This window comes from Candidatus Nanoarchaeia archaeon (genome assembly GCA_035290625.1).
GTDB lineage: Archaea > Nanobdellota > Nanobdellia > Woesearchaeales > DATDTY01 > DATDTY01.
Map to the genome: position 1 here is coordinate 1 of DATDTY010000010.1, position 17,500 is coordinate 17,500.

General features: G+C 46.0%; 21 protein-coding genes and 1 tRNA gene. 13 read left to right on the forward strand and 9 right to left on the reverse strand.

Annotated elements, in window-relative coordinates; translation table 11 throughout:
• The coding region (locus VJB08_00610; GenBank protein ID HLD42473.1) for a hypothetical protein at positions 1-356 on the forward strand (356 nt) is incomplete at its 5' end.
• Positions 357-598: 242 nt separating this feature from the next.
• Positions 599-2,266, forward strand: coding sequence for a tRNA uridine(34) 5-carboxymethylaminomethyl modification radical SAM/GNAT enzyme Elp3 (locus tag VJB08_00615; protein ID HLD42474.1), 1,668 nt, complete (start codon positions 599-601; stop codon positions 2,264-2,266).
• A 2-nt stretch (positions 2,267-2,268) separates the two neighbouring features.
• Here the strand turns inward: VJB08_00615 and VJB08_00620 are convergent, their stop codons facing one another.
• Positions 2,269-3,267 carry a hypothetical protein gene (locus VJB08_00620; GenBank protein ID HLD42475.1) on the reverse strand — a complete coding sequence of 333 codons (999 nt, stop codon included), beginning with the start codon at positions 3,265-3,267 and terminating at the stop codon, positions 2,269-2,271.
• A gap of 63 nt (positions 3,268-3,330) precedes the next feature.
• Here VJB08_00620 and VJB08_00625 point away from each other — a divergent pair, with 63 nt between their 5' ends.
• On the forward strand, positions 3,331-4,278 hold the full coding sequence (locus VJB08_00625) for an RsmB/NOP family class I SAM-dependent RNA methyltransferase (protein ID HLD42476.1): 948 nt from the start codon (positions 3,331-3,333) through the stop codon (positions 4,276-4,278).
• Here the strand turns inward: VJB08_00625 and VJB08_00630 are convergent.
• On the reverse strand, positions 4,275-4,769 hold the full coding sequence (locus VJB08_00630; protein HLD42477.1) for a hypothetical protein: 495 nt from the start codon (positions 4,767-4,769) through the stop codon (positions 4,275-4,277). The genes VJB08_00625 and VJB08_00630 overlap by 4 nt on opposite strands.
• Positions 4,766-5,407, reverse strand: coding sequence for a hypothetical protein (locus VJB08_00635; GenBank protein ID HLD42478.1), 642 nt, complete (start codon positions 5,405-5,407; stop codon positions 4,766-4,768). The genes VJB08_00630 and VJB08_00635 overlap by 4 nt, the downstream gene beginning before the upstream one ends.
• Positions 5,408-5,504: 97 nt before the next feature.
• Between VJB08_00635 and gap the strand changes: the two genes are divergently transcribed.
• Positions 5,505-6,497 carry a type I glyceraldehyde-3-phosphate dehydrogenase gene (gap, locus tag VJB08_00640; GenBank protein HLD42479.1) on the forward strand — a complete coding sequence of 331 codons (993 nt, stop codon included), beginning with the start codon at positions 5,505-5,507 and terminating at the stop codon, positions 6,495-6,497.
• Positions 6,498-6,536: 39 nt separating this feature from the next.
• Positions 6,537-6,869, forward strand: coding sequence for a hypothetical protein (locus VJB08_00645; GenBank protein ID HLD42480.1), 333 nt, complete (start codon positions 6,537-6,539; stop codon positions 6,867-6,869).
• A gap of 17 nt (positions 6,870-6,886) precedes the next feature.
• On the opposite strand, the gene VJB08_00650 is transcribed toward VJB08_00645, so the two are convergent.
• Entirely contained in the window at positions 6,887-7,141 is a 255-nt protein-coding gene (locus VJB08_00650; GenBank protein HLD42481.1) for a hypothetical protein, read from the reverse strand.
• Between the two features lie 122 nt (positions 7,142-7,263).
• Between VJB08_00650 and VJB08_00655 the strand changes: the two genes are divergently transcribed.
• Together VJB08_00655 and VJB08_00660 are read left to right on the forward strand one after the other, a co-directional pair.
• Positions 7,264-7,503: a hypothetical protein gene (locus VJB08_00655; GenBank protein HLD42482.1), complete on the forward strand. Its 240-nt coding sequence runs from the start codon at positions 7,264-7,266 to the stop codon at positions 7,501-7,503.
• 379 nt (positions 7,504-7,882) lie between these two features.
• Positions 7,883-9,100: a DEAD/DEAH box helicase gene (locus tag VJB08_00660; protein HLD42483.1), complete on the forward strand. Its 1,218-nt coding sequence runs from the start codon at positions 7,883-7,885 to the stop codon at positions 9,098-9,100.
• Between the two features lie 33 nt (positions 9,101-9,133).
• Here VJB08_00660 and VJB08_00665 read toward each other — a convergent pair whose 3' ends face one another.
• Both VJB08_00665 and VJB08_00670 read right to left on the reverse strand, forming a co-directional pair.
• Complete coding sequence (locus VJB08_00665; protein ID HLD42484.1) at positions 9,134-9,376, reverse strand: glutaredoxin domain-containing protein; 243 nt, start codon at positions 9,374-9,376, stop codon at positions 9,134-9,136.
• 59 nt (positions 9,377-9,435) lie between these two features.
• On the reverse strand, positions 9,436-9,591 hold the full coding sequence (locus tag VJB08_00670) for a hypothetical protein (GenBank protein ID HLD42485.1): 156 nt from the start codon (positions 9,589-9,591) through the stop codon (positions 9,436-9,438).
• Between the two features lie 72 nt (positions 9,592-9,663).
• Here VJB08_00670 and VJB08_00675 point away from each other — a divergent pair, with 72 nt between their 5' ends.
• From VJB08_00675 to VJB08_00685, 3 genes are read left to right on the forward strand one after another with little or no spacing between them, the layout of a single operon-like run.
• The gene (locus VJB08_00675; GenBank protein ID HLD42486.1) at positions 9,664-10,113 is read left to right on the forward strand and encodes a hypothetical protein; all 450 of its coding nucleotides are present in this window, start codon (positions 9,664-9,666) and stop codon (positions 10,111-10,113) included.
• A 60-nt stretch (positions 10,114-10,173) separates the two neighbouring features.
• Positions 10,174-10,527, forward strand: a complete 354-nt coding sequence (locus VJB08_00680) for a hypothetical protein (GenBank protein HLD42487.1) — start codon at positions 10,174-10,176, stop codon at positions 10,525-10,527.
• Between the two features lie 50 nt (positions 10,528-10,577).
• On the forward strand, positions 10,578-11,477 hold the full coding sequence (locus VJB08_00685) for an NAD-dependent epimerase/dehydratase family protein (GenBank protein ID HLD42488.1): 900 nt from the start codon (positions 10,578-10,580) through the stop codon (positions 11,475-11,477).
• 14 nt (positions 11,478-11,491) lie between these two features.
• Here VJB08_00685 and VJB08_00690 read toward each other — a convergent pair.
• Positions 11,492-11,576 (reverse strand) — tRNA-Val (locus VJB08_00690).
• Positions 11,577-11,609: 33 nt separating this feature from the next.
• Positions 11,610-13,244, reverse strand: coding sequence for a tetratricopeptide repeat protein (locus tag VJB08_00695; GenBank protein HLD42489.1), 1,635 nt, complete (start codon positions 13,242-13,244; stop codon positions 11,610-11,612).
• Between the two features lie 270 nt (positions 13,245-13,514).
• On the opposite strand from VJB08_00695, the gene VJB08_00700 reads away from it, so the two are divergent.
• Positions 13,515-14,726: a hypothetical protein gene (locus VJB08_00700; protein ID HLD42490.1), complete on the forward strand. Its 1,212-nt coding sequence runs from the start codon at positions 13,515-13,517 to the stop codon at positions 14,724-14,726.
• A gap of 266 nt (positions 14,727-14,992) precedes the next feature.
• Complete coding sequence (locus tag VJB08_00705; GenBank protein HLD42491.1) at positions 14,993-16,189, forward strand: hypothetical protein; 1,197 nt, start codon at positions 14,993-14,995, stop codon at positions 16,187-16,189.
• A 2-nt stretch (positions 16,190-16,191) separates the two neighbouring features.
• Here VJB08_00705 and VJB08_00710 read toward each other — a convergent pair whose 3' ends face one another.
• The gene (locus VJB08_00710) at positions 16,192-16,932 is read right to left on the reverse strand and encodes a hypothetical protein (protein ID HLD42492.1); all 741 of its coding nucleotides are present in this window, start codon (positions 16,930-16,932) and stop codon (positions 16,192-16,194) included.
• 85 nt (positions 16,933-17,017) lie between these two features.
• Here VJB08_00710 and VJB08_00715 point away from each other — a divergent pair, with 85 nt between their 5' ends.
• Positions 17,018-17,182 (forward strand): hypothetical protein, encoded by a 165-nt coding sequence (locus tag VJB08_00715; protein HLD42493.1) that lies wholly within the window; start codon positions 17,018-17,020, stop codon positions 17,180-17,182.
• Positions 17,183-17,500 lie beyond the last annotated feature (318 nt).

The window sequence follows — 17,500 nt, forward strand, 5'->3', positions numbered from 1 at the left end:
ACAAGAGTCTTATGGATCTGGCGCAGCGGCACAAGCTTTTTGATGGACTTGCCTTCCTTGAGGAAAGAAACTCTCTAAATCTTAGCCAGGCGGTGGTGGACGAACTCAAAGCTAAACGGAAAGATTTCAGGCTTTTCCTCAAAGAGCATGGAGTGCTCTACGGGAAGATCCGGGCGGAGCATGCGATTGAGGATTTGCTTGCAATGCAGCTGGTGAATGAGTTTCCTAGCAATATCATCCTGATTGAGTCTCAGAGAGGCTGTTACCTCAGCTCAAAGAAGCTTGGAAGGGTGATTAGTATCAGTGAAGTGCCAGAGAAGATTATTGAGAAGCTAGGAGGCATGCACGCGCCTTGAGATTTGCTGTCCGCTGATTTAGCACCAGCATTCATTCTATTATTCGGCTGCCGCCGTGCTCAAAAATGCCCTGCATTTTTGGTCGCTCCTTCGGAGCAGCTCGGCTCTTCATGTTTTCAGCAAAGAGCGGCACCGCCCCGGATTGGACAACCTCCTCCGCTTGCGATGAGAACTGTTGTCGAGCCTCGCAAAATTGGCGGCAGCCGCTAATCTTTATAAAACCTCAGGGATTCTGAGGCTGGATGCAAGATTTCATGCAGGAGCTGGTTGAAGAGATCCGTAAGAGAGAGATGTCGAAGAAGGAGCTCAATCTTCTTAAGCACAGGCTCTGCAGGAAATACCATCTCAAGCGGATGCCTAAGGATATTGAGGTTTTCCTGAACGTCAAGGACAGGGCCAGCATAGGAAATTTAAGAGCCAAGCCTGTCAGGACGCTCTCAGGAGTATCTGTTATTGCCCTGATGACAAAGCCGTTTCCCTGCCCGCATGGCAGATGTACATTTTGCCCTGGAGGACCAAAATCGTTTTTTGGGGATGTCCCCCAGTCGTATACAGGGGCAGAGCCGTCAACAAGGAGGTCGATCAGAAACGGGTATGATGCTTACCTCACGACTATGAACCGGCTGGAGCATTATATTGCTGCAGGCCATATGCCGGACAAGGTGGAATTGATTGTCCAGGGAGGGACATTTCCGGCTTATCCGAAGCTGTATCAGGCTGAGTTTGTCCGGGATATGTATCAGGCGCTGAATGATTTCTCATGGCTATTTTTCAGGCCAGAGCTTGACCTGGAGAGATTTAAAGAAGTCTTTGAGCTCCCCAGTGATATTCAAAATGAAGAGAGGACAAGACGCATTCATGAGAAGCTGCTGAGGATCAAAGAAGAAAGAAGGGTGCCTCTGGAAGAAGCGAAGAAGGAGAATGAGACTGCTAGCCTTCGCTGCATTGGCCTGACCATTGAGACTAAGCCGGATTGGGGGCTGCTGCAGCATGCAGACCAGATGCTTGAATTGGGATGCACAAGAGTCGAACTTGGCATCCAGACAACGTATGACCATGTCCTGAGAGCAACAAACCGGGGACATAGTATCGAAGATTCAAAAAAATCGATTCAGGTATTGAGGGACCTTGGCTTCAAGCTCAACTTCCATATCATGCCGGGGCTTCCTCAAGTCACAAAAGAGATGGATGTTGATTCATTCAGGGAATACTTTGAAAATCCTGCATACAGGCCTGACATGCTGAAGGTATATCCCTGCATGGTGATGCCTGGAACAAAACTGTTTGAAGACTATAGAAATGGGCTTTTCACACCACTCACAACACTTGAAGCAGTTAATCTGGTTCTTGAATTGAAGAGGATTGTGCCAGAATACTGCAGGATCATGAGGATCCAGAGGGATATTCCGACAAATAAGACTGAGGCCGGGGTTGACAGGACAAACCTTCGGCAATACATCGAAGAGGCAAAAGAACAACAGGGGATAAGATGCAGATGCATCCGCTGCAGGGAGCCCAGAGGAAGGGTGATTGATGCTTCTGAGACAGAGATTTGCGTGATGGAGTATGAAGCGAGCGGTGGAAAGGAATGCTTCATTTCAGCTGAAGCCGGAGATTTGCTGCTCGGCTTCTGCAGGATGCGGTTTCCTTCTCAGTGCCTGAGGGAGGAGATCACAGAGAAATCTGCATTAATCCGGGAGCTTCATGTGTATGGCGCTGCTGTTCCGATAGGCAAGCAGGGGATAATCCAGCATGCCGGGCTTGGAAAGAGGCTGCTTGCGGCTGCTGAAGGGATTGCTGCCAAGGCTGGAAAAGACAAGATGGTTGTGATCTCGGGTGTTGGTGTCAGAAAGTATTATGAAAAACTAGGGTACCGGCTTGAAGGGCCGTATATGGCGAAGTGCCTTTGAATTTAATCATATTTGACTGGCTTCTCATTGTTTGATCCTGAAAAGAGTTTGCCAAGAAATTTAGGCCAGAGGGGATGGGAATCAATATGGTTTTTTGCTGTCTGGTACTCCTGTGTGTTGCAGTCATACAAGACAAAGTCAGCAATCACTTTCAGGTAATCATCAAAAAAGGACATGCCTCGAGGGAGAGCTTCGATAGATGTCTCTCTTTCGCCGCCCCAGTAGATTTTGTCAGGAATAACCACTCCCTGCCTCTCAAAGCTCCTGAGAGTTTGGACAGCCCGGGTAGGGCTCGAATGCTGGATTGCTGCCATAACCTCATCATGAGTCAAAGGCTCTTTGGCTTCAAGAAGGGACCTGTACACTTTTTCATGCAGGATTGGGTGTTCATAGTGTGCAAAGTCTGGACTGGATTCCCTCCCATAAGGAGTAAGAGAAAACCGGATTTTCCCATCCTTTTTCAACGTGCGATATTGAATCAGGCCAAGCCTGTCCAGCCATTCCAGCCGGTTACCAATGACTTTAGGCGTCACCTCAAGCAACCGAATCAGATCTGATTTCTGACAGGCTTCTCCTGCAACGATATGCCTGAGCGCACGGTACGTGATATAAGGCCCATGGTCTTTGGCCAGCCCAAAAAATTCAGATATTCTGGCAGAAGATGCATCTGCATATGCCAAAAATTTTGCAGCCGGCTTAAGGACTGTAATGCCGAGCTGATTCAAAGCCCAGCCATGTACAGCAGGCTTTTCTTCCAAAAAAGGGAACAGGGTGCCAAGGCTTCCTCTAAGCCTCTTCTCAAGATCCTTCCGCTTGCCTCCGCCATGCAGCGCAGGGAGCGTGATTGCATGGTGCTTTACCAACTGCTCAAGCCTGCTGAAAACCTCACACCCATCCGTTGGAGTTCCATCCAATATGTATCCTCCCATCAGCAGTTTCAGCGGAGTGTTTGCTGCATCGAACACTCTCGCAAGCAAAAGTTCTCTTCCTTCAAGTTTCATGCTGCACCGGGTTAAAGGCCCATTTAAAAACATTATTATAGGGCGGCGCAGTCCCCTCTTGGCATGAGAACTCCTTTTCCCAATGCTGATGCGATTGAGTTCAAGCCTGCATTCATAGAGAGGTATGCAGCATTGACTGACTTTGAGGAGTTTAAAAAAACCGTTCTTTCATTTCCAAGGAGATCTGTGCGGATAAATACCCTTAAGATTTCATTGAAGGATGGAAAAGAGCGGCTTAAGGAAGAAGGGTGGAAGCTTACGCAGATCCCCTGGTGTCCTGAGGGATTTTGGGTTGAGCATAAGGATGGAAGGAGGGATATCGGAAATACGCGGGCTTACAAATTGGGCTATATCTATGTGCAGGAAGCGGCTTCCATGATCCCCCCTTTGGTGCTTGAGCCTCAGCCGGGCGAGAAGGTCCTGGATATGTGCGCATCTCCAGGCAGCAAGGCTTCGCAGATCGCATCCATGATGAAGAATGAGGGGCTCCTTGTTGCCAATGATTTCAAGGGAGACAGGATGAGCCCTTTGGGGATGAATCTCCAGCGCTCTGGGGTGATGAATGCGATCATCACTTTGATGCAAGGGCAGTGGTTCAAGAATATTGAGTTTGACAGAATCCTTGTGGATGCGCCATGCTCTGGAACAGGGACTATTGCAAAGAGCCCCAGCACGCTTCGCATCTGGAACCCAAACATGATCAGGAGGCTTTCTGGAACGCAGAAGCAGCTGATTTCAGCCGCATTTGAAACTCTCAGAAAAGGGGGGGCATTGGTGTATTCGACCTGCTCAACCGAGCCTGAGGAGAATGAACAGGTTATTGATTTCCTTCTCCAGAAATTCAACAATAGCCGAATTGAAGAGATAGAGCTTAAAGGCCTGAAGCGAAGCAGCTGTATTTTGCGGTTTCAGGAAAAAAGCTATAACAGCGAGATATGCAAATGCCTTCGCATCTGGCCGCAGGATAATGATACTGAAGGGTTCTTTGTAGCAAAGATCCGGAAGGATTAATCAACTTTTCCTGGAACGATGACGAGGCTCTTCTGGACATCGATGCGTCCCTTGAGGCCGTAGGTTGACTCAAAAAGCTTGTAGATGCCTGCGCGATCAAGGATGACGGTCAGAGAGGCCTCGGGCTTTATGATTTTTGTGGCGAGAAAGACTTCATCCTCAAAACGGATGTACACAGGATGAGAAATGGTGTCCCTGTTTGTCAGCACAAGCTTGGTTCCCTGGCCCGCAGTCGCAGAAGGCGGCTCAAAGGATTTGCGATGGATGTCAATTGTGAGAAATTGAAGCGCATCAGAGGCAGGAGCTTCGGCAGGAGCTTCATCAGCGAGTTGATTGGGGGAGATTTCCTGAGGCTGGCCAGAAGATGGTTCTTGCTGCTGATCAAGAGGGGCTTCCTGGGCTGGCTCCTGGCCAGGAATCTGCTCAGATACCGGTGCCTGCTGGCATGCCACGAGAAGGATTACCAATAGTGCCAACAGGAATTGCTTCATTGTACAGTCCTACAGTACGCATCAATGTCGAAGCTATTGAGGCTGCTGAGGAGCTCTGATCCAGATTCCCGCAATGCCTTGGCAAGGCTTTTGTCTAACGTGATGTCGTAGCAGACTCTCGAGTCATGGGCGCACTGCACATAGGCATCAACCATGCTCTTCAGGTATCCCATGTTCCCAGGAGTGCAGGCATCCTGGGTGAACTGGTAGGTTTCGTCAAGAGTCAGGCTTAGCACCTTTCCAGAGCTGTCGACGGCAACAAGGGCTGTGTTGCAGGGCTTCCCAAAGAAAGGCTCATGATTGACTAAGGTTGCTGCGAAGTCAAGGATAAACAACTGGTCAGCGCGATTTGTCTTGTAATCCCTTGAAAGGATTCCTGAAGCCAGCTGGCCGAGGTAGCGATGATAATGGGACTGCAACAGCGGGAGCAGGGATGGACAAGAATCCCATCTCTCGCCGCCTATCTCATCAGAAGACGACAGCACTGCCCTTCCTGTCGGACTGCTTACCTGGTTGGCAACAAGGATGAGGAGGAGCATGACGATGATAAGCAACATGAGCAGCAGCTGCAAAGGATATGGCTTTTTTGGAATTAGGGATGCCTGAAGCTTCTTTTCCCTGCTTTTATCCCCCCTCATAAGGTGTTTTGGGAACTCGTGGTTTATTAATGTTTAGGTTTTTTATCTTTGGGTTTTTGCCAAAAGTTTTAAATACAGCGCCACCTGAAAATAAGGCATGAGGATTGCCATCAACGGCTTCGGAAGGATAGGAAGGATTGTCCTGAGGATTGGGATTAATGATAAGAGCCTGAAATTTGTTGCAATAAACAATATCCATGGGGATGCAAAAAGCCTGGCATATCTTCTCAAATATGATTCTATGCATGGCATCTTCCCAGGCACAATCAAGGCAGGCAGGGACTGTATCTATGTCAATGGACAAAAGATAGCAATGTTCCATGAGCCTGAGCCTGAAAAGCTTCCCTGGAAGCAGCTGAAAGTGGACGTCGTTGCAGAGTCCACAGGGGCCTTTACGACAAGAGAGGCATGCGGAAAACACATCACTGCAGGAGCAAGGAAAGTCCTGCTTTCAGCTCCTGGAAAGGGCGAGGAAAAGATAAAGACAATCGTTGTAGGAGTGAATGACCGCAGCCTCAATGCCTCAGACACAATCATATCAAATGCTTCCTGCACGACAAACTGCGCAGCTCCGATGGCAAAAGTCCTCAATGACGCGTTCGGTATAGAAAAAGGCTACCTCACAACAGTCCATTCCTACACAAATGACCAGATGCTCCTTGACTTGTATCACAAAGATGCCAGAAGAGGCAGGGCTGCGGCAGAATCCATTATCCCAACATCAACAGGAGCTGCAAGATCAGTCGGGGAAGTCATACCAGATCTGAAAGGAAAGATGGATGGGCTTGCGATGCGCGTCCCAACTCCATGCGGCAGCATAACTGACTTGGTATGCATCCTGAAAAAGGAAGTGGAACCAAACCAGGTTAACCGGGCCTTTGAAAGAGCCTCACGGGGAAAGATGCGCAGAGTCCTTCAGTACTCAGAGGAAGAGCTCGTCAGCAGAGACATTGTTGGAAACCCCTACTCCTGCATCTTTGACTCAAAGCTCACGCAAGCAAATGAAAAGATGGTAAAGGTGATTGGGTGGTATGACAACGAATGGGGATTCTCGTGCAGGATGGTTGATTTGCTGAAGATGATGAGATGAAGGCAAAAGGTTTTAAGCGATCCACCGTTCTTCGAGTGCATGCATTTAAATGGCATAGAAACAAAGGTGTATAACCATGCAAGGGATATTCTTCAATGGGATTTCAGGTTAGAACTAAGCTTCCTCGAGCAGGAAAGACTTCAAGAATGCGTTGTTTATACCGTACGTGATGCTAAAAAAATTAAGAGCCTATTTAGTCCCCAGCGATTTATCCCTGATGAAGAAGCAGTAATGAGGTTTTTGGAATATCATTATGGAGTTGTTTATGACCTTAGGCAGGTGATGGGAATCATCAAAAATGGGTCGGACTATACTGACGAGGATTTCTGCGAGTTTTTGAGGTTTGAACAAGAAAGATTGCATAGGTTATAATAATTCAATAGGAGATATTACTGTATCTTCTTCTGAAGCATGGCTATCTGGACCATACGGAGCATCTTAATCTCCTGTTTGAGGCTGTCTACATCTTTCATGAGCTCTTTGGTCAGCTCGTAGTTGTGCTCGATGTTCTCTGCATTCTCTTCGATAAGGGAGGGGTATTGCCGGAAGAGGGAAATGTCCTTATTGAATTTTTTGATCCAAGAATCCATAGCTACCTTGAACTGGCTGTATTCTGAGGGTTGATCAAGAGTCTGGTTTTGCATGGTTCACCTCTTTAAATGCACTATCCTAGTATACTAAATTATATACTAATGTAGTATTTAAATATATGGGTACTCAAGACTATAGGTTAAAATATATAAAAGGAGCAAAACAGAGGCTGCCGATGGAGTTCCAGCAAGTGGTTGGCATTGCATTGGTTTTTGTTGGTTTTGGCCTGATTTTTGCCTCGCTCATGAATTCCGGAAAATCTGAAGGAAAAGTAGACACAAAATTTGCCGTAGGCGGCTTTATCGGATTTATTCCCTTCGGGTTTGCCAATGATAAGAGGATGCTGCTCGTGGTACTAGGCCTTGCTGGATTAATCGCTTTGTTCTTGATTTTGCGGACGCTGGGAAAGGGGTAGAGGTTACTCCTGCCTTCGTTGCTGCAAAGCCCTGGAAACAGGTCGCATTGAAAAGTTGCTCACTTCGTTCGACAATGCCGACTTCGCCTTGTGCATACTCTCATGGGAAGCGACATTTCCCGTATGGTGCTAAAAAGAGCCATGCTCTTTTGGCACACCAAACCGCCAGAAGGCGTTTTGGTTGAGCACCCCCTTTGTCGCTGTTCTGTACTTTGAATAGGAGGCTCACAAAGGGCATTGCATGACTTTTCAATGCCACCTGGAAACAGGAACCTTTATATAGAGGGTAAAAGTCCCTTTTTGCAGAGCATCACGAGAGAGCACTTGATCAGACAATCTGAACATTTCGCTTTTTCTTGAGAAGTGCTTTGAGGTAACCATGAATATTGAAGAACTAGGAGTAAGCAGCAGCCTGCTTACAGCAATAAAGAATTTAGGGATAGAGAGGCCGACGCAGATTCAGGAGCTTTCCATCCCCTCTATCATTTCGGGCAGGGATGTCATCGGAGAGTCTGCAACAGGTTCAGGAAAAACGCTTGCATTCGGGTCCGGAATTATTGAGAACACTGTTCCCCGAAGAGGCCTGCAGGCATTGATTCTTGCACCCACAAGAGAGCTTGCAGAGCAGGTGAAAAGCAATCTGGTCCAGCTTTCTGCCAATCTCAAGATTATCGCGGTGTATGGGGGGGTTTCCATCAACCCTCAGATCAGGGACCTGCAGCGTGCAGATGTTGTTGTGGCAACACCCGGAAGGCTGCTTGACCATTTGGAAAGAAGGACTGTTAATCTTTCAGGCTTGAAGATTTTAGTCCTGGATGAGGTTGACCGCATGCTGGACATGGGGTTCATAGAAAGCGTTGAGAAGGTTATACGGGCAAGCCCGAAGAACCGGCAGACCCTGTTCTTCTCGGCCACGATTCCGCCGCAAATCCAGGAGCTGACCAAGAGGTATATGAATAATCCTATGAAGTTCACAGCAAAAAAACTTGTGGACGAAAAGTACCTTAAACAGGCGTATTATGATGTTGAGCGAAATGAAAAGCTGTCGCTGCTTTGCCATCTTCTTAACCAGAAGCAGGGGATGAGCATGGTATTCTGCAACACCCGAAGGAGCGTAGATTTTGTGGTGAGGAATCTCCGGGCAAACAGTATCCAGGCTATTGCTATCCATGGCGGGCTTTCCCAGAACAAGAGGACAAGAACCATGGAGATTTTCAATGGCGGGAAGGCCATGGCCTTGGTGTGCACCGATGTTGCGGCACGAGGGCTGCATATCGACAATGTGGAGTTTATCTACAATTATGAAATGCCAAGAGATCCAAAAGATTACATCCATCGAATCGGGAGGACTGCCAGGGCAGGAGAATCTGGAACAGCTATCAACTTAGTATCATCGAGCGACCACGAAAGCTTCTCCAGGATCATGGCTGAATACCGGACATTCTCGATTGAAAAGGGACAAAGGCCAGCAGTCAGAAAAATTTTTACTGTCAGAGAGCAGCCTCGGAATGAATCCTTTGGGAAGCGGCCGTTTCGGCAGCACCGAGCAGGCCAAGGCTATCCCAGAAGGTATAGCGGCTATAGCGGCAGGAGATAAGGATGAGTTTGAGAACTGCTGGAATTGGCTGCCCTAGGCTATATCCAATGCCTTCTTAATGGCTGCCTTGTCAAATCCGACAATAATCTTGCCATCAATATCCAAGACAGGAACTCCCATCTGGCCTGACTTCTCAATCATTTCCTGAGCTTTCTGCCGGTCTTCGCCAACATTGATATCCTTAAAGGCAACCTTATGCTCTTTCAGAAACTCCTTTGCCTTGTGGCACCAGGGGCAGACCGTTGTTGAGTATACGATGACTTCGTGTTTTGCCATGAAAAACCTCCAATGGATTGTGATTTAAAAGCTTTTGCCCAGCAGTCGGGTGGCTGCGTTCAAAATCTTGCTCCGCATCTGCCGCTAAGCTCAGCTCCAGCAGTTTTCTGGAAAGAGCGGCACCTTCCCGGACGGAGCATCCCCTTCCGCTGCTCATTCTTAGCCCGATTGAGCCTCGCAAATGGGGCGGCAGCGCCGATTTTGAACGCAGCCATTTAGGGCATCTCCATGGCATTTCGAAACATTTAAATAAGTTATGAACGGGTAATCCATACGAGGTGAATGCTGTGAAGAAAGGACAGACCGCAACAGAGTATCTTATTATTCTGGCAGTTGTGATTGTGATATCGCTGGTTGTTGTTGGAGTATTGGGAGGAATCCCCGGAATTGGAGCGTCTGCAGCTGCAAGGAGCTCTGCTGCCTACTGGAAAACCCAGGATGTGGCAATTACTGATTATGCGGTGTCCGCGTCTGGAGCAGACACCATTATTGTCAAGAACAATCTGAGGAATACTATCACTCTTAATGATGCTGTCGTTAACAGTATAGATTTGGAGAGCGGTTCACCCACGCTTGGGCCTGGAGCCTCAAAAACCTATACTGGATCCATTGATGCCTGCACTGCAGGGCAGCCATTCAGATATAGCGTGTCGCTTTCCTATCAGGACGGCGTTACTGAGGCAACCTATAATATCACAGGGGACGGAACCAAGCTGGAAGGAACCTGTGCAAGCTAACTAGAATTCGTCGAAAGGGAGTGTTGTGAGTTTTTCCATGGAGGCCTGCAGGAGGATGGAATGAAGAGATTACTCACAACCGTTGGCGGGATTGCCCTGCTTGCCTACTTTGCGTATATCGAGGTCAATAATGCCGAGGGGTTCTTTGATATCACTGCAATCCTTACGCTTTGCGCAGTTCTCCTGATACTGCTTGTCTCCACCTACCGAAAGGAATTTAGCCATTTTGTGGGCATCACCTTGTACACCTTTGGCCTGGTTGTGCTTGCCATGAATGGCTACCATCTTCTCCTGGGAAGCCCATTTAAGGGATTGCTTGTCCATGAGTTTTTGATCGGACTGATTCTGATCGCCAATGCCTTCCTCTACAGGAACAGAGGATGGTCGCTGCTCCAGCTGAATGTGTCTGAGTAGTGATTGTATAAGCAGTAATTTTATAAACAATTGTCTGTTCATTTTCTGGCATGAGGGCACTCGTCACAGGAGGCACAGGATTTATCGGATCCAACATTACTTTAGAGCTGCTCAGAAGAGGGTATGAAGTTGTTATCACGGGGTCTCATGTGGAGAACAAACTGCCTGAATTTAAGGGCAAGATCCTCACAGGAGATTTGAGCACCATTGACTGGAGCCAGGCAGGCAAGGTTGATGCGGTCTTTCATCAGGCAGCAAACAATGACACTACGGATTTGAACAGGGAACGGATGTTTGCAACCAATGTTGAGGCAGGGAAAAGGCTCTTCATGTATGCGAAAGACACAGGATGCAAACGGATCGTGTATGCATCCTCAACTGCAGTCTACGGAGATGTTCAGCCGCCATACAAGGAAGCAGGGAATTTCCATCCCTTAAATCCCTATGCTGAGTCAAAGCTTGCATTTGATGTGTGGGCGGCGTCATTCATGGAAGAACACCCGGAGATGAGAATTGTTGGATTGAGATATTGCAATGTGTATGGCCCCCGAGAGAGCTCTAAAGGGAAACGCGCAACCATGATTTATCAGCTCTGCCAGCAGATGAAAACCGGAAACCCGAGAATTTTCAAATACGGCGAGCAGAAGCGCGATTATATCTATGCCAAAGATGTCGTGTCTGCAAACCTTCTTGCTGCAGCAGCAAAGGAGTCATGCATTGTGAACTGCGGATTCGGAAAGGCGACAACATTCAACAGGCTCGTAGACCTCCTCAACAAACACCTCAATCTCAGCAGAAAGCCCCAGTACATCGACAACCCCTATGCCGGGAAATACCAGGACTACACAGAATGCGATATGAGCCTGGCAAAGGAGAAGATTGGCTTTGTTCCGAAATTTGATATTGGGGCAGGAATCAGCGATTATTTTGCATCAGGATGGCTGGATTAGGCTTCTGGATTCTATGGGCCCACCCGGATTCGAACCGGGGATCTTCACCATTTCAAGTGCCTTGTCGAGGTGACGTCATAACCGCTAGACCATGGGCCCCTGACCGGGAGAATCGGAATTTTGTTTTTAAACCTATTGATTTTTGAGCAGTGCAAGGAAATTCTGCGCTGTTGTGAATTCTGGCTCGAGGAGCAGGGCTTTTTCCAGCTGGGATTTTGCTTCTTCCGTCCTGTTGGTATCCTTGTAGATCATTGCCAGGTTGAAATGGGCCAGTGCTGTCGGCTGGATCTGTATTGAGCGGTTGAGGATCTGCTCTGCTTTCTCATGCTCTCCCTTCTTTGCCAATAAGATGGCAGTGTTTATGTAGGCGTCTGTGTCATAAGGGTCAAGCTCGATGGCCCTTACATAGGCGGTCAGGGATTCGTTGTAGAATCCTGCTGTTTGGAGTATTGTTGCAAAGTTGAAGTAGAGATTTTGCCTATCTGGACTTATTTGGATCGCCTGCTGAGCATGGGCAATGGCTTCCCTGAGGCGGTTTTGCCTTGCAAGCTCTAATGCCAGGTTTATCTGGGCCTTGGAGCTTTCCGGCGAGGTTTTGACTGTTGATTCCCATAATGCCAGATCATCTTTCCAATCATTGTTACGATTAATTGTTCTTATTGAGTAAAAAGCCAAAAGTATCAACAGGATGGCCAATGCCTGTTTTTTGTATCCTGAGATGAGATGATAGAGCAACAATACAAATCCGAACACTGCGAGGTATGCGTACATCTCAGCAAACCCGCGCTGGATTGGGATTATCTGGGAAACCGGGAGGAGGGCAAGGACAATGAATGCCGAGACGAGCCTGATTTTTCCATTCCTGAAGATTGAAAAAAAGATGAGAAGCAGGAGCATGGAAAGGATGATTACATAGCCGAAGGTATAGTCGATCAGGTGCTGAGTTGTTAATCTTGGCCAGAGGAGATTTGCTGTGTAGATTATGAGCACCTTCGGGAATGCCAGTATTCTTAATAGGTATTGATTGAGGGTTACGGGGGTTCTGGAGATTAATTCGATAAAAAAGAACCTGATGGATATGTAGGAGAGGGCTATCAGGAAGAAAGGGATTGCTTTTGTATATTTTTTTAGCGGGTTGGGATTGTTTGAGTACTCATTGACATCATTCCCTATTTTCTCATGATCATTCATTATTGTCTTATTAAATTCTTCCTTATTGGTGAGAATATACAATAAAATAATAAAAGGGAGGGATAGCGTAACTTCATAGGTGAAGGCTGCTAATGCGAAGAATGCGTAAGATGATTTCGGCTTTTCATTGATAAAAAAATAAAATGCTGCTAAGAAGAAAACTATTCCTATTACGTCGAAATTAGACGTTGCAAATGCAACTGCCTCGACATGGATAGGGTGGGCTGCGAAGAGCAATGCTAAGAGCAGAGCTGAAGAACGATGGACAAATTTGGCAAGGATGAGGAAGACGAGAATAGAGTTTAAAGCGTGGACGATGATGCCGAAGAGATGGTACCAAAAAGGATCCAGTCCAAAGAGTTTGTACGCCAGGACATAGAAGAATTCCCTTACCGGCCTGTAGACTCCGACCTGGTCTTGGATGAAGGAGGAGAAGATGTGATTTATGCTCCGTATTTCAGTTCTCTCTTCAATGAAGTAGTGGTCATCCCAGACGAAGCTGTTGTTGAGGGTGTTTGCGTAGAGCAGGAAGACGAAGATGGAGATTATTAATGGGTACAGGCCTTTTGAGGACATTATGAGAAGAAGCGAGTTCTGATTTATTAAGATAGCGGCAAAGCCTTATAAAACCCATACCATTACCGGAGAGATAATTTCGGGGGTTTGCGCGGGATGTCTGAATACTCAATTAATATCGATGACATAACCAAAAAGCTGGACCCTTTTCCGAAAGATAAGGACTTACCCAATCTCAAAGGAAGGCTGGGGATTATCACAGCTCATTTGCAGGATTTATTATCTGATTTTGATTCGCTACTTCCTACAAAAGTAAGGCAGGAATTTGAGATGATGGAAAAAGTGGGAGTTTTTGATTATTATAACCTATCTGCCTGGAGTGAAAAAGAGAGGGCTCTAAAGGAAAAAATAAGGGAGAAGAGGTATGGTTTGGAAAGGAGATTGTTCTCTGGCTATCCGCCAGTTTATGATGAGTGTGAATTCTCTGAAGAGGACGCTATCGCAGATATTGCGGGATTAGATAAGCGCCTAAAGAGGTACAAACGGTTTCTTGAAAAGAGATACGGAAGAAGGATTGAATCAGTTATTGATTTTCATAAATTAAAAGAGCTGACCGAGCTTAGAGCGCTTCTGCTTGATCAGTATGACAGAGCAATTGATACGGCAGGGTTCATTGAGAAACTTGAAGAGAGACTACTACCCGGTTCAGAGAAAAATAAAGAGATCGAATTTGACATCGCTTTGTGGACCGATGAAAGACTTTTCCCGTATGCGAATAATGCTGTGAATCTTTTTATGCAGATTGCCGATTATATACGCTATTTTGATTGTGTGCCCTGGTATCTGGCTTACCCAGACCAGTACGAGATGCTGTTAGACGACGGGTATTTTTCAGAAGAAGAGGCTAAAGAAGAGGAAGATGACGTATTATGGGAACCCTATGATAACTGCCTGAAAAGAAAGATTATACGGTCCGGTGATATGTACAGCATTCGACAATTGGTGTTCTTCAGCGAAATCTTCAGAAAAGCACGACAAGGAAAGTTAACCCTTGAAGAAGCATTTTACGTACATCCCAAGACCTTTTGGGGGTTTCATGAGCATGATGAATTAAAAAAGGTTTTAGGTTTGGAAAGCCTATGGGAAGGTGTGAATGACAATAAAATATGGCTTAGCCGCGAATACTCCCGCCCTAAAGTAATACGTGAAATTGCCGTCCAGAGAATAGCAAATGCATGCTATCAGGATCCGAGGCCAGAGTTTGCTGATGCGTTTCTTCAGAGATCAACAAACTATTTCTCCAAAGTGGTTCAGGATGCTCCTGACAGAAGGCTTTTTCGGGACGGCCAAATACTTGCGTACTTCATTAATCTCATGGTATATGGAGAGGAGATACTTGAAAAATACGGACCTCGGAATATTGGAGAGGTATTATTATGCGGGGCAGGAAAAAGGATAGATCCTAGAGATGCCTTGACCACAGACCCGAAAGAGGTGTTACAGACACTACATAAAGCTGGTTATTCTGCTCAACCATTTTAAGAGTAAGCCTCTGGCGAGCAACCTCACTTGCGTTCGGGACTCGCCTCCAGCTTTTCACTTTGTTCAAAGCCTCTGGCGAGTATCCTCACTTGCGTTCGGGACTCGCCTCCAGCTTTTCACTTTGTTCAAAGCCTCTGGCGAGCAACCTCACTTGCGTTCGGGACTCGCCTCCAGCTTTTCACTTTGTTCAAAGCCTCTGGCGAGAGTAACGCTAAAAAGTAAACATTACAGGAATGTTTATATATGCCTGCAAATCTATTGCTGTTATGAGCAATAAGAGCTTGTATCTAAATTGCAAGAAGGATATATTAGAGAACGCCGGTAAGAAAAATAAAAGACTGTTCGCAGAGTTCTTTGAGTGGGAAGAGAATAAGCTGAAGCGAAGCAACAACCTGGCCGTTCTGGACGAGAGTTGTTATAAAACATTGCTAGGTTATGTTAAGATGATCCGCAATGCGCATAACTGGTTTAATAAAAAGGCATGGAGTGAATTGACAGAAAAGGAGATCAGGGGTGTTTATAACAAGCTGGAAGATGGGAAAATCCTAACAATAAAAAAGCAGCCATTCAAAGACAGGCAAAGCTATTACAATAAAATCTTCAAGTCAAAGATTTTTAAGATGGCCGGAAAGGATGAGATTGCCAGGCAGGTTATGGAGTTCTATAAGCCGAATGGTGACGGAGAAGTCAGGTTTATTGATGAAGATGACTTTAGAACTCTAATCTCTGTTGCAAGCAAGCCGACTCATCTATTGCTGTTTTGGTTCGGCTTCGATGTCGGAGAGAATATTAATTCGGCCTTGAGACTGAAAAAGAAAGATTGGTCAAGACAAATGAATCCCGATACAAAAGAGGTTGAGTACGTTGTAAACTTACCAAAAGAGATATTGAAGCGAAGCAGAACATCTAGAAGCGAGATAACAAACTATCCGGAGACTGCCAAGTTTGCTGATATGGTCCTGAAAAATATAAAGAGTGACGATGACTTGGTGTTTCCTTTTAAGTATGGCCAAGCCAAGAAGCTCTTTGACAGGGCAGTAAGGCTTACAGGCATTAAATGCAAGCCAAAAGGTAACAAGCCTACATGGAAAGACCTGCGATCCTCAATGGCCTGCAATCTTCTAAAGAAGGGCTGGAGCAGGGATGAGGTTAATGCTCGTCTAGGGCATAAGCCAAGCTCAGGAGAGATTGACAAATACCTCAATTTCTTTGCTATCGACAGGCATCGGCCTAAGAAGAAGATTTATGACGATAACATGGCCAGGCTGCGGGGAGAGATTGAAGAGATGCGGGGCAGGGAAAAGCTGCACCAACTAAGGATTGATAGGACACAGACCAGGCTGGAGAGGAACGAGAAACTCCTAGAAGTGTTGTTAAACACCTTTGAAACCAACCCAAAGATTCTGGCAATGGTTGCCGAAGATTGGAAAAAGAAGCTTGGGAAGGACATCAATAAAATCTAAATTCACCGTCTTAGCAGCGACTTTTGACGATGAGGGGTAAAGATTGCGGGGTTGGGAGAAGTCTTAACTGATGTTTCTAGCAGATTAAGGTACATATCAACTTTAGGGTGTATAACCCAAAAAGCAGCGATCTTCCTTTTCTTTTTTTGGTCAGCAGCAGATGGTACTCTTTTCTTAATAATGTTCTCTTCTGTTAATCTCTCCAAGACAGTATTTAATGTCCTGAAGCTGGGGATTTCGACACCATTCTCCGATAACAACCGATTAATCTTGCCGTATTTTTCTGAATTAGATATTTTTTGAGAGGATATTTCTGCAAAGGATTCTATTGATTCTTTGGCCTGGTGCGTGGTTGTTTGTAATTCAAGATAGTTTCTGCTTGGAGACTGCGCCCTTAAAAATTTTAAAAAATCAATAGTTTTCCTCTCCATTGTTGTGCTTTTTACTATGGCCTTCTTTTTTGCGGCCCGTTGAAGGTCTAAGGCTGCTGATTTTAGGTTAAAATATCCTTTTTTTGTCCTGAGTATTTGAGAATCGACACTTCTTTTAAGTATCTCATAAACGGCATCATCCATCAGGTAATTCCTAATCTGATGGGTTGTTAGAGCTGAGTTATGATCATGCAAAACGAAAAGAACTGCCTGCTCATTCTGTGTCAAAAACTTCAATGAACTCTGGATAGATTCAGGACTCATTTCGGTATCTTTGTTCCCCTCAAAAGCTTCTATTTTTGGTTCTGGCATAAAGGACGTATTTCCTTTGCGGTATATAAAGTTTTTTGGTTGCAAAAAGGAACATTTATATACTACCTCAAGTCTCAGCAAGAAAATGCCAGATAACGCATTCAAACGCAAGGTAAGGAAATCAGTAAATATGACCCTGACAGCCCAGGAATCAAATTTGATCGATTCTGCGAGAGCGAAGATACGGCAAAGTCTAGCTGCCTTTGTAGCGAAATCCTGTGTAGAGTATTCACAAAAGGTTTTGGAGTAAAAACATGGCACAGAATAAGGGGTTGCAGGGTCAAACTCCTACAGATAAAATGCTCGGTTTGTTGTACTTAGCGATTAAGGTTCAAACCCATCAAAAAAAGGAGGCAACCCAATAAAGAAATTAACCCCGACGGGCAACGCCCGCCAGAAGTCAAGCCATAAATGAACAGTATGGCTTCTTCTTTGGGATTTATAAAACTTGTATCACAATGCGCAAACGCATAATCAACGCAAGAATTCCCTTCGGCTTATTTGAGCGGCTGAGAAACATAGCCGAAAAGGAATCGAAAGAGACAGGGAAGCCAGTAACCTTCACTAG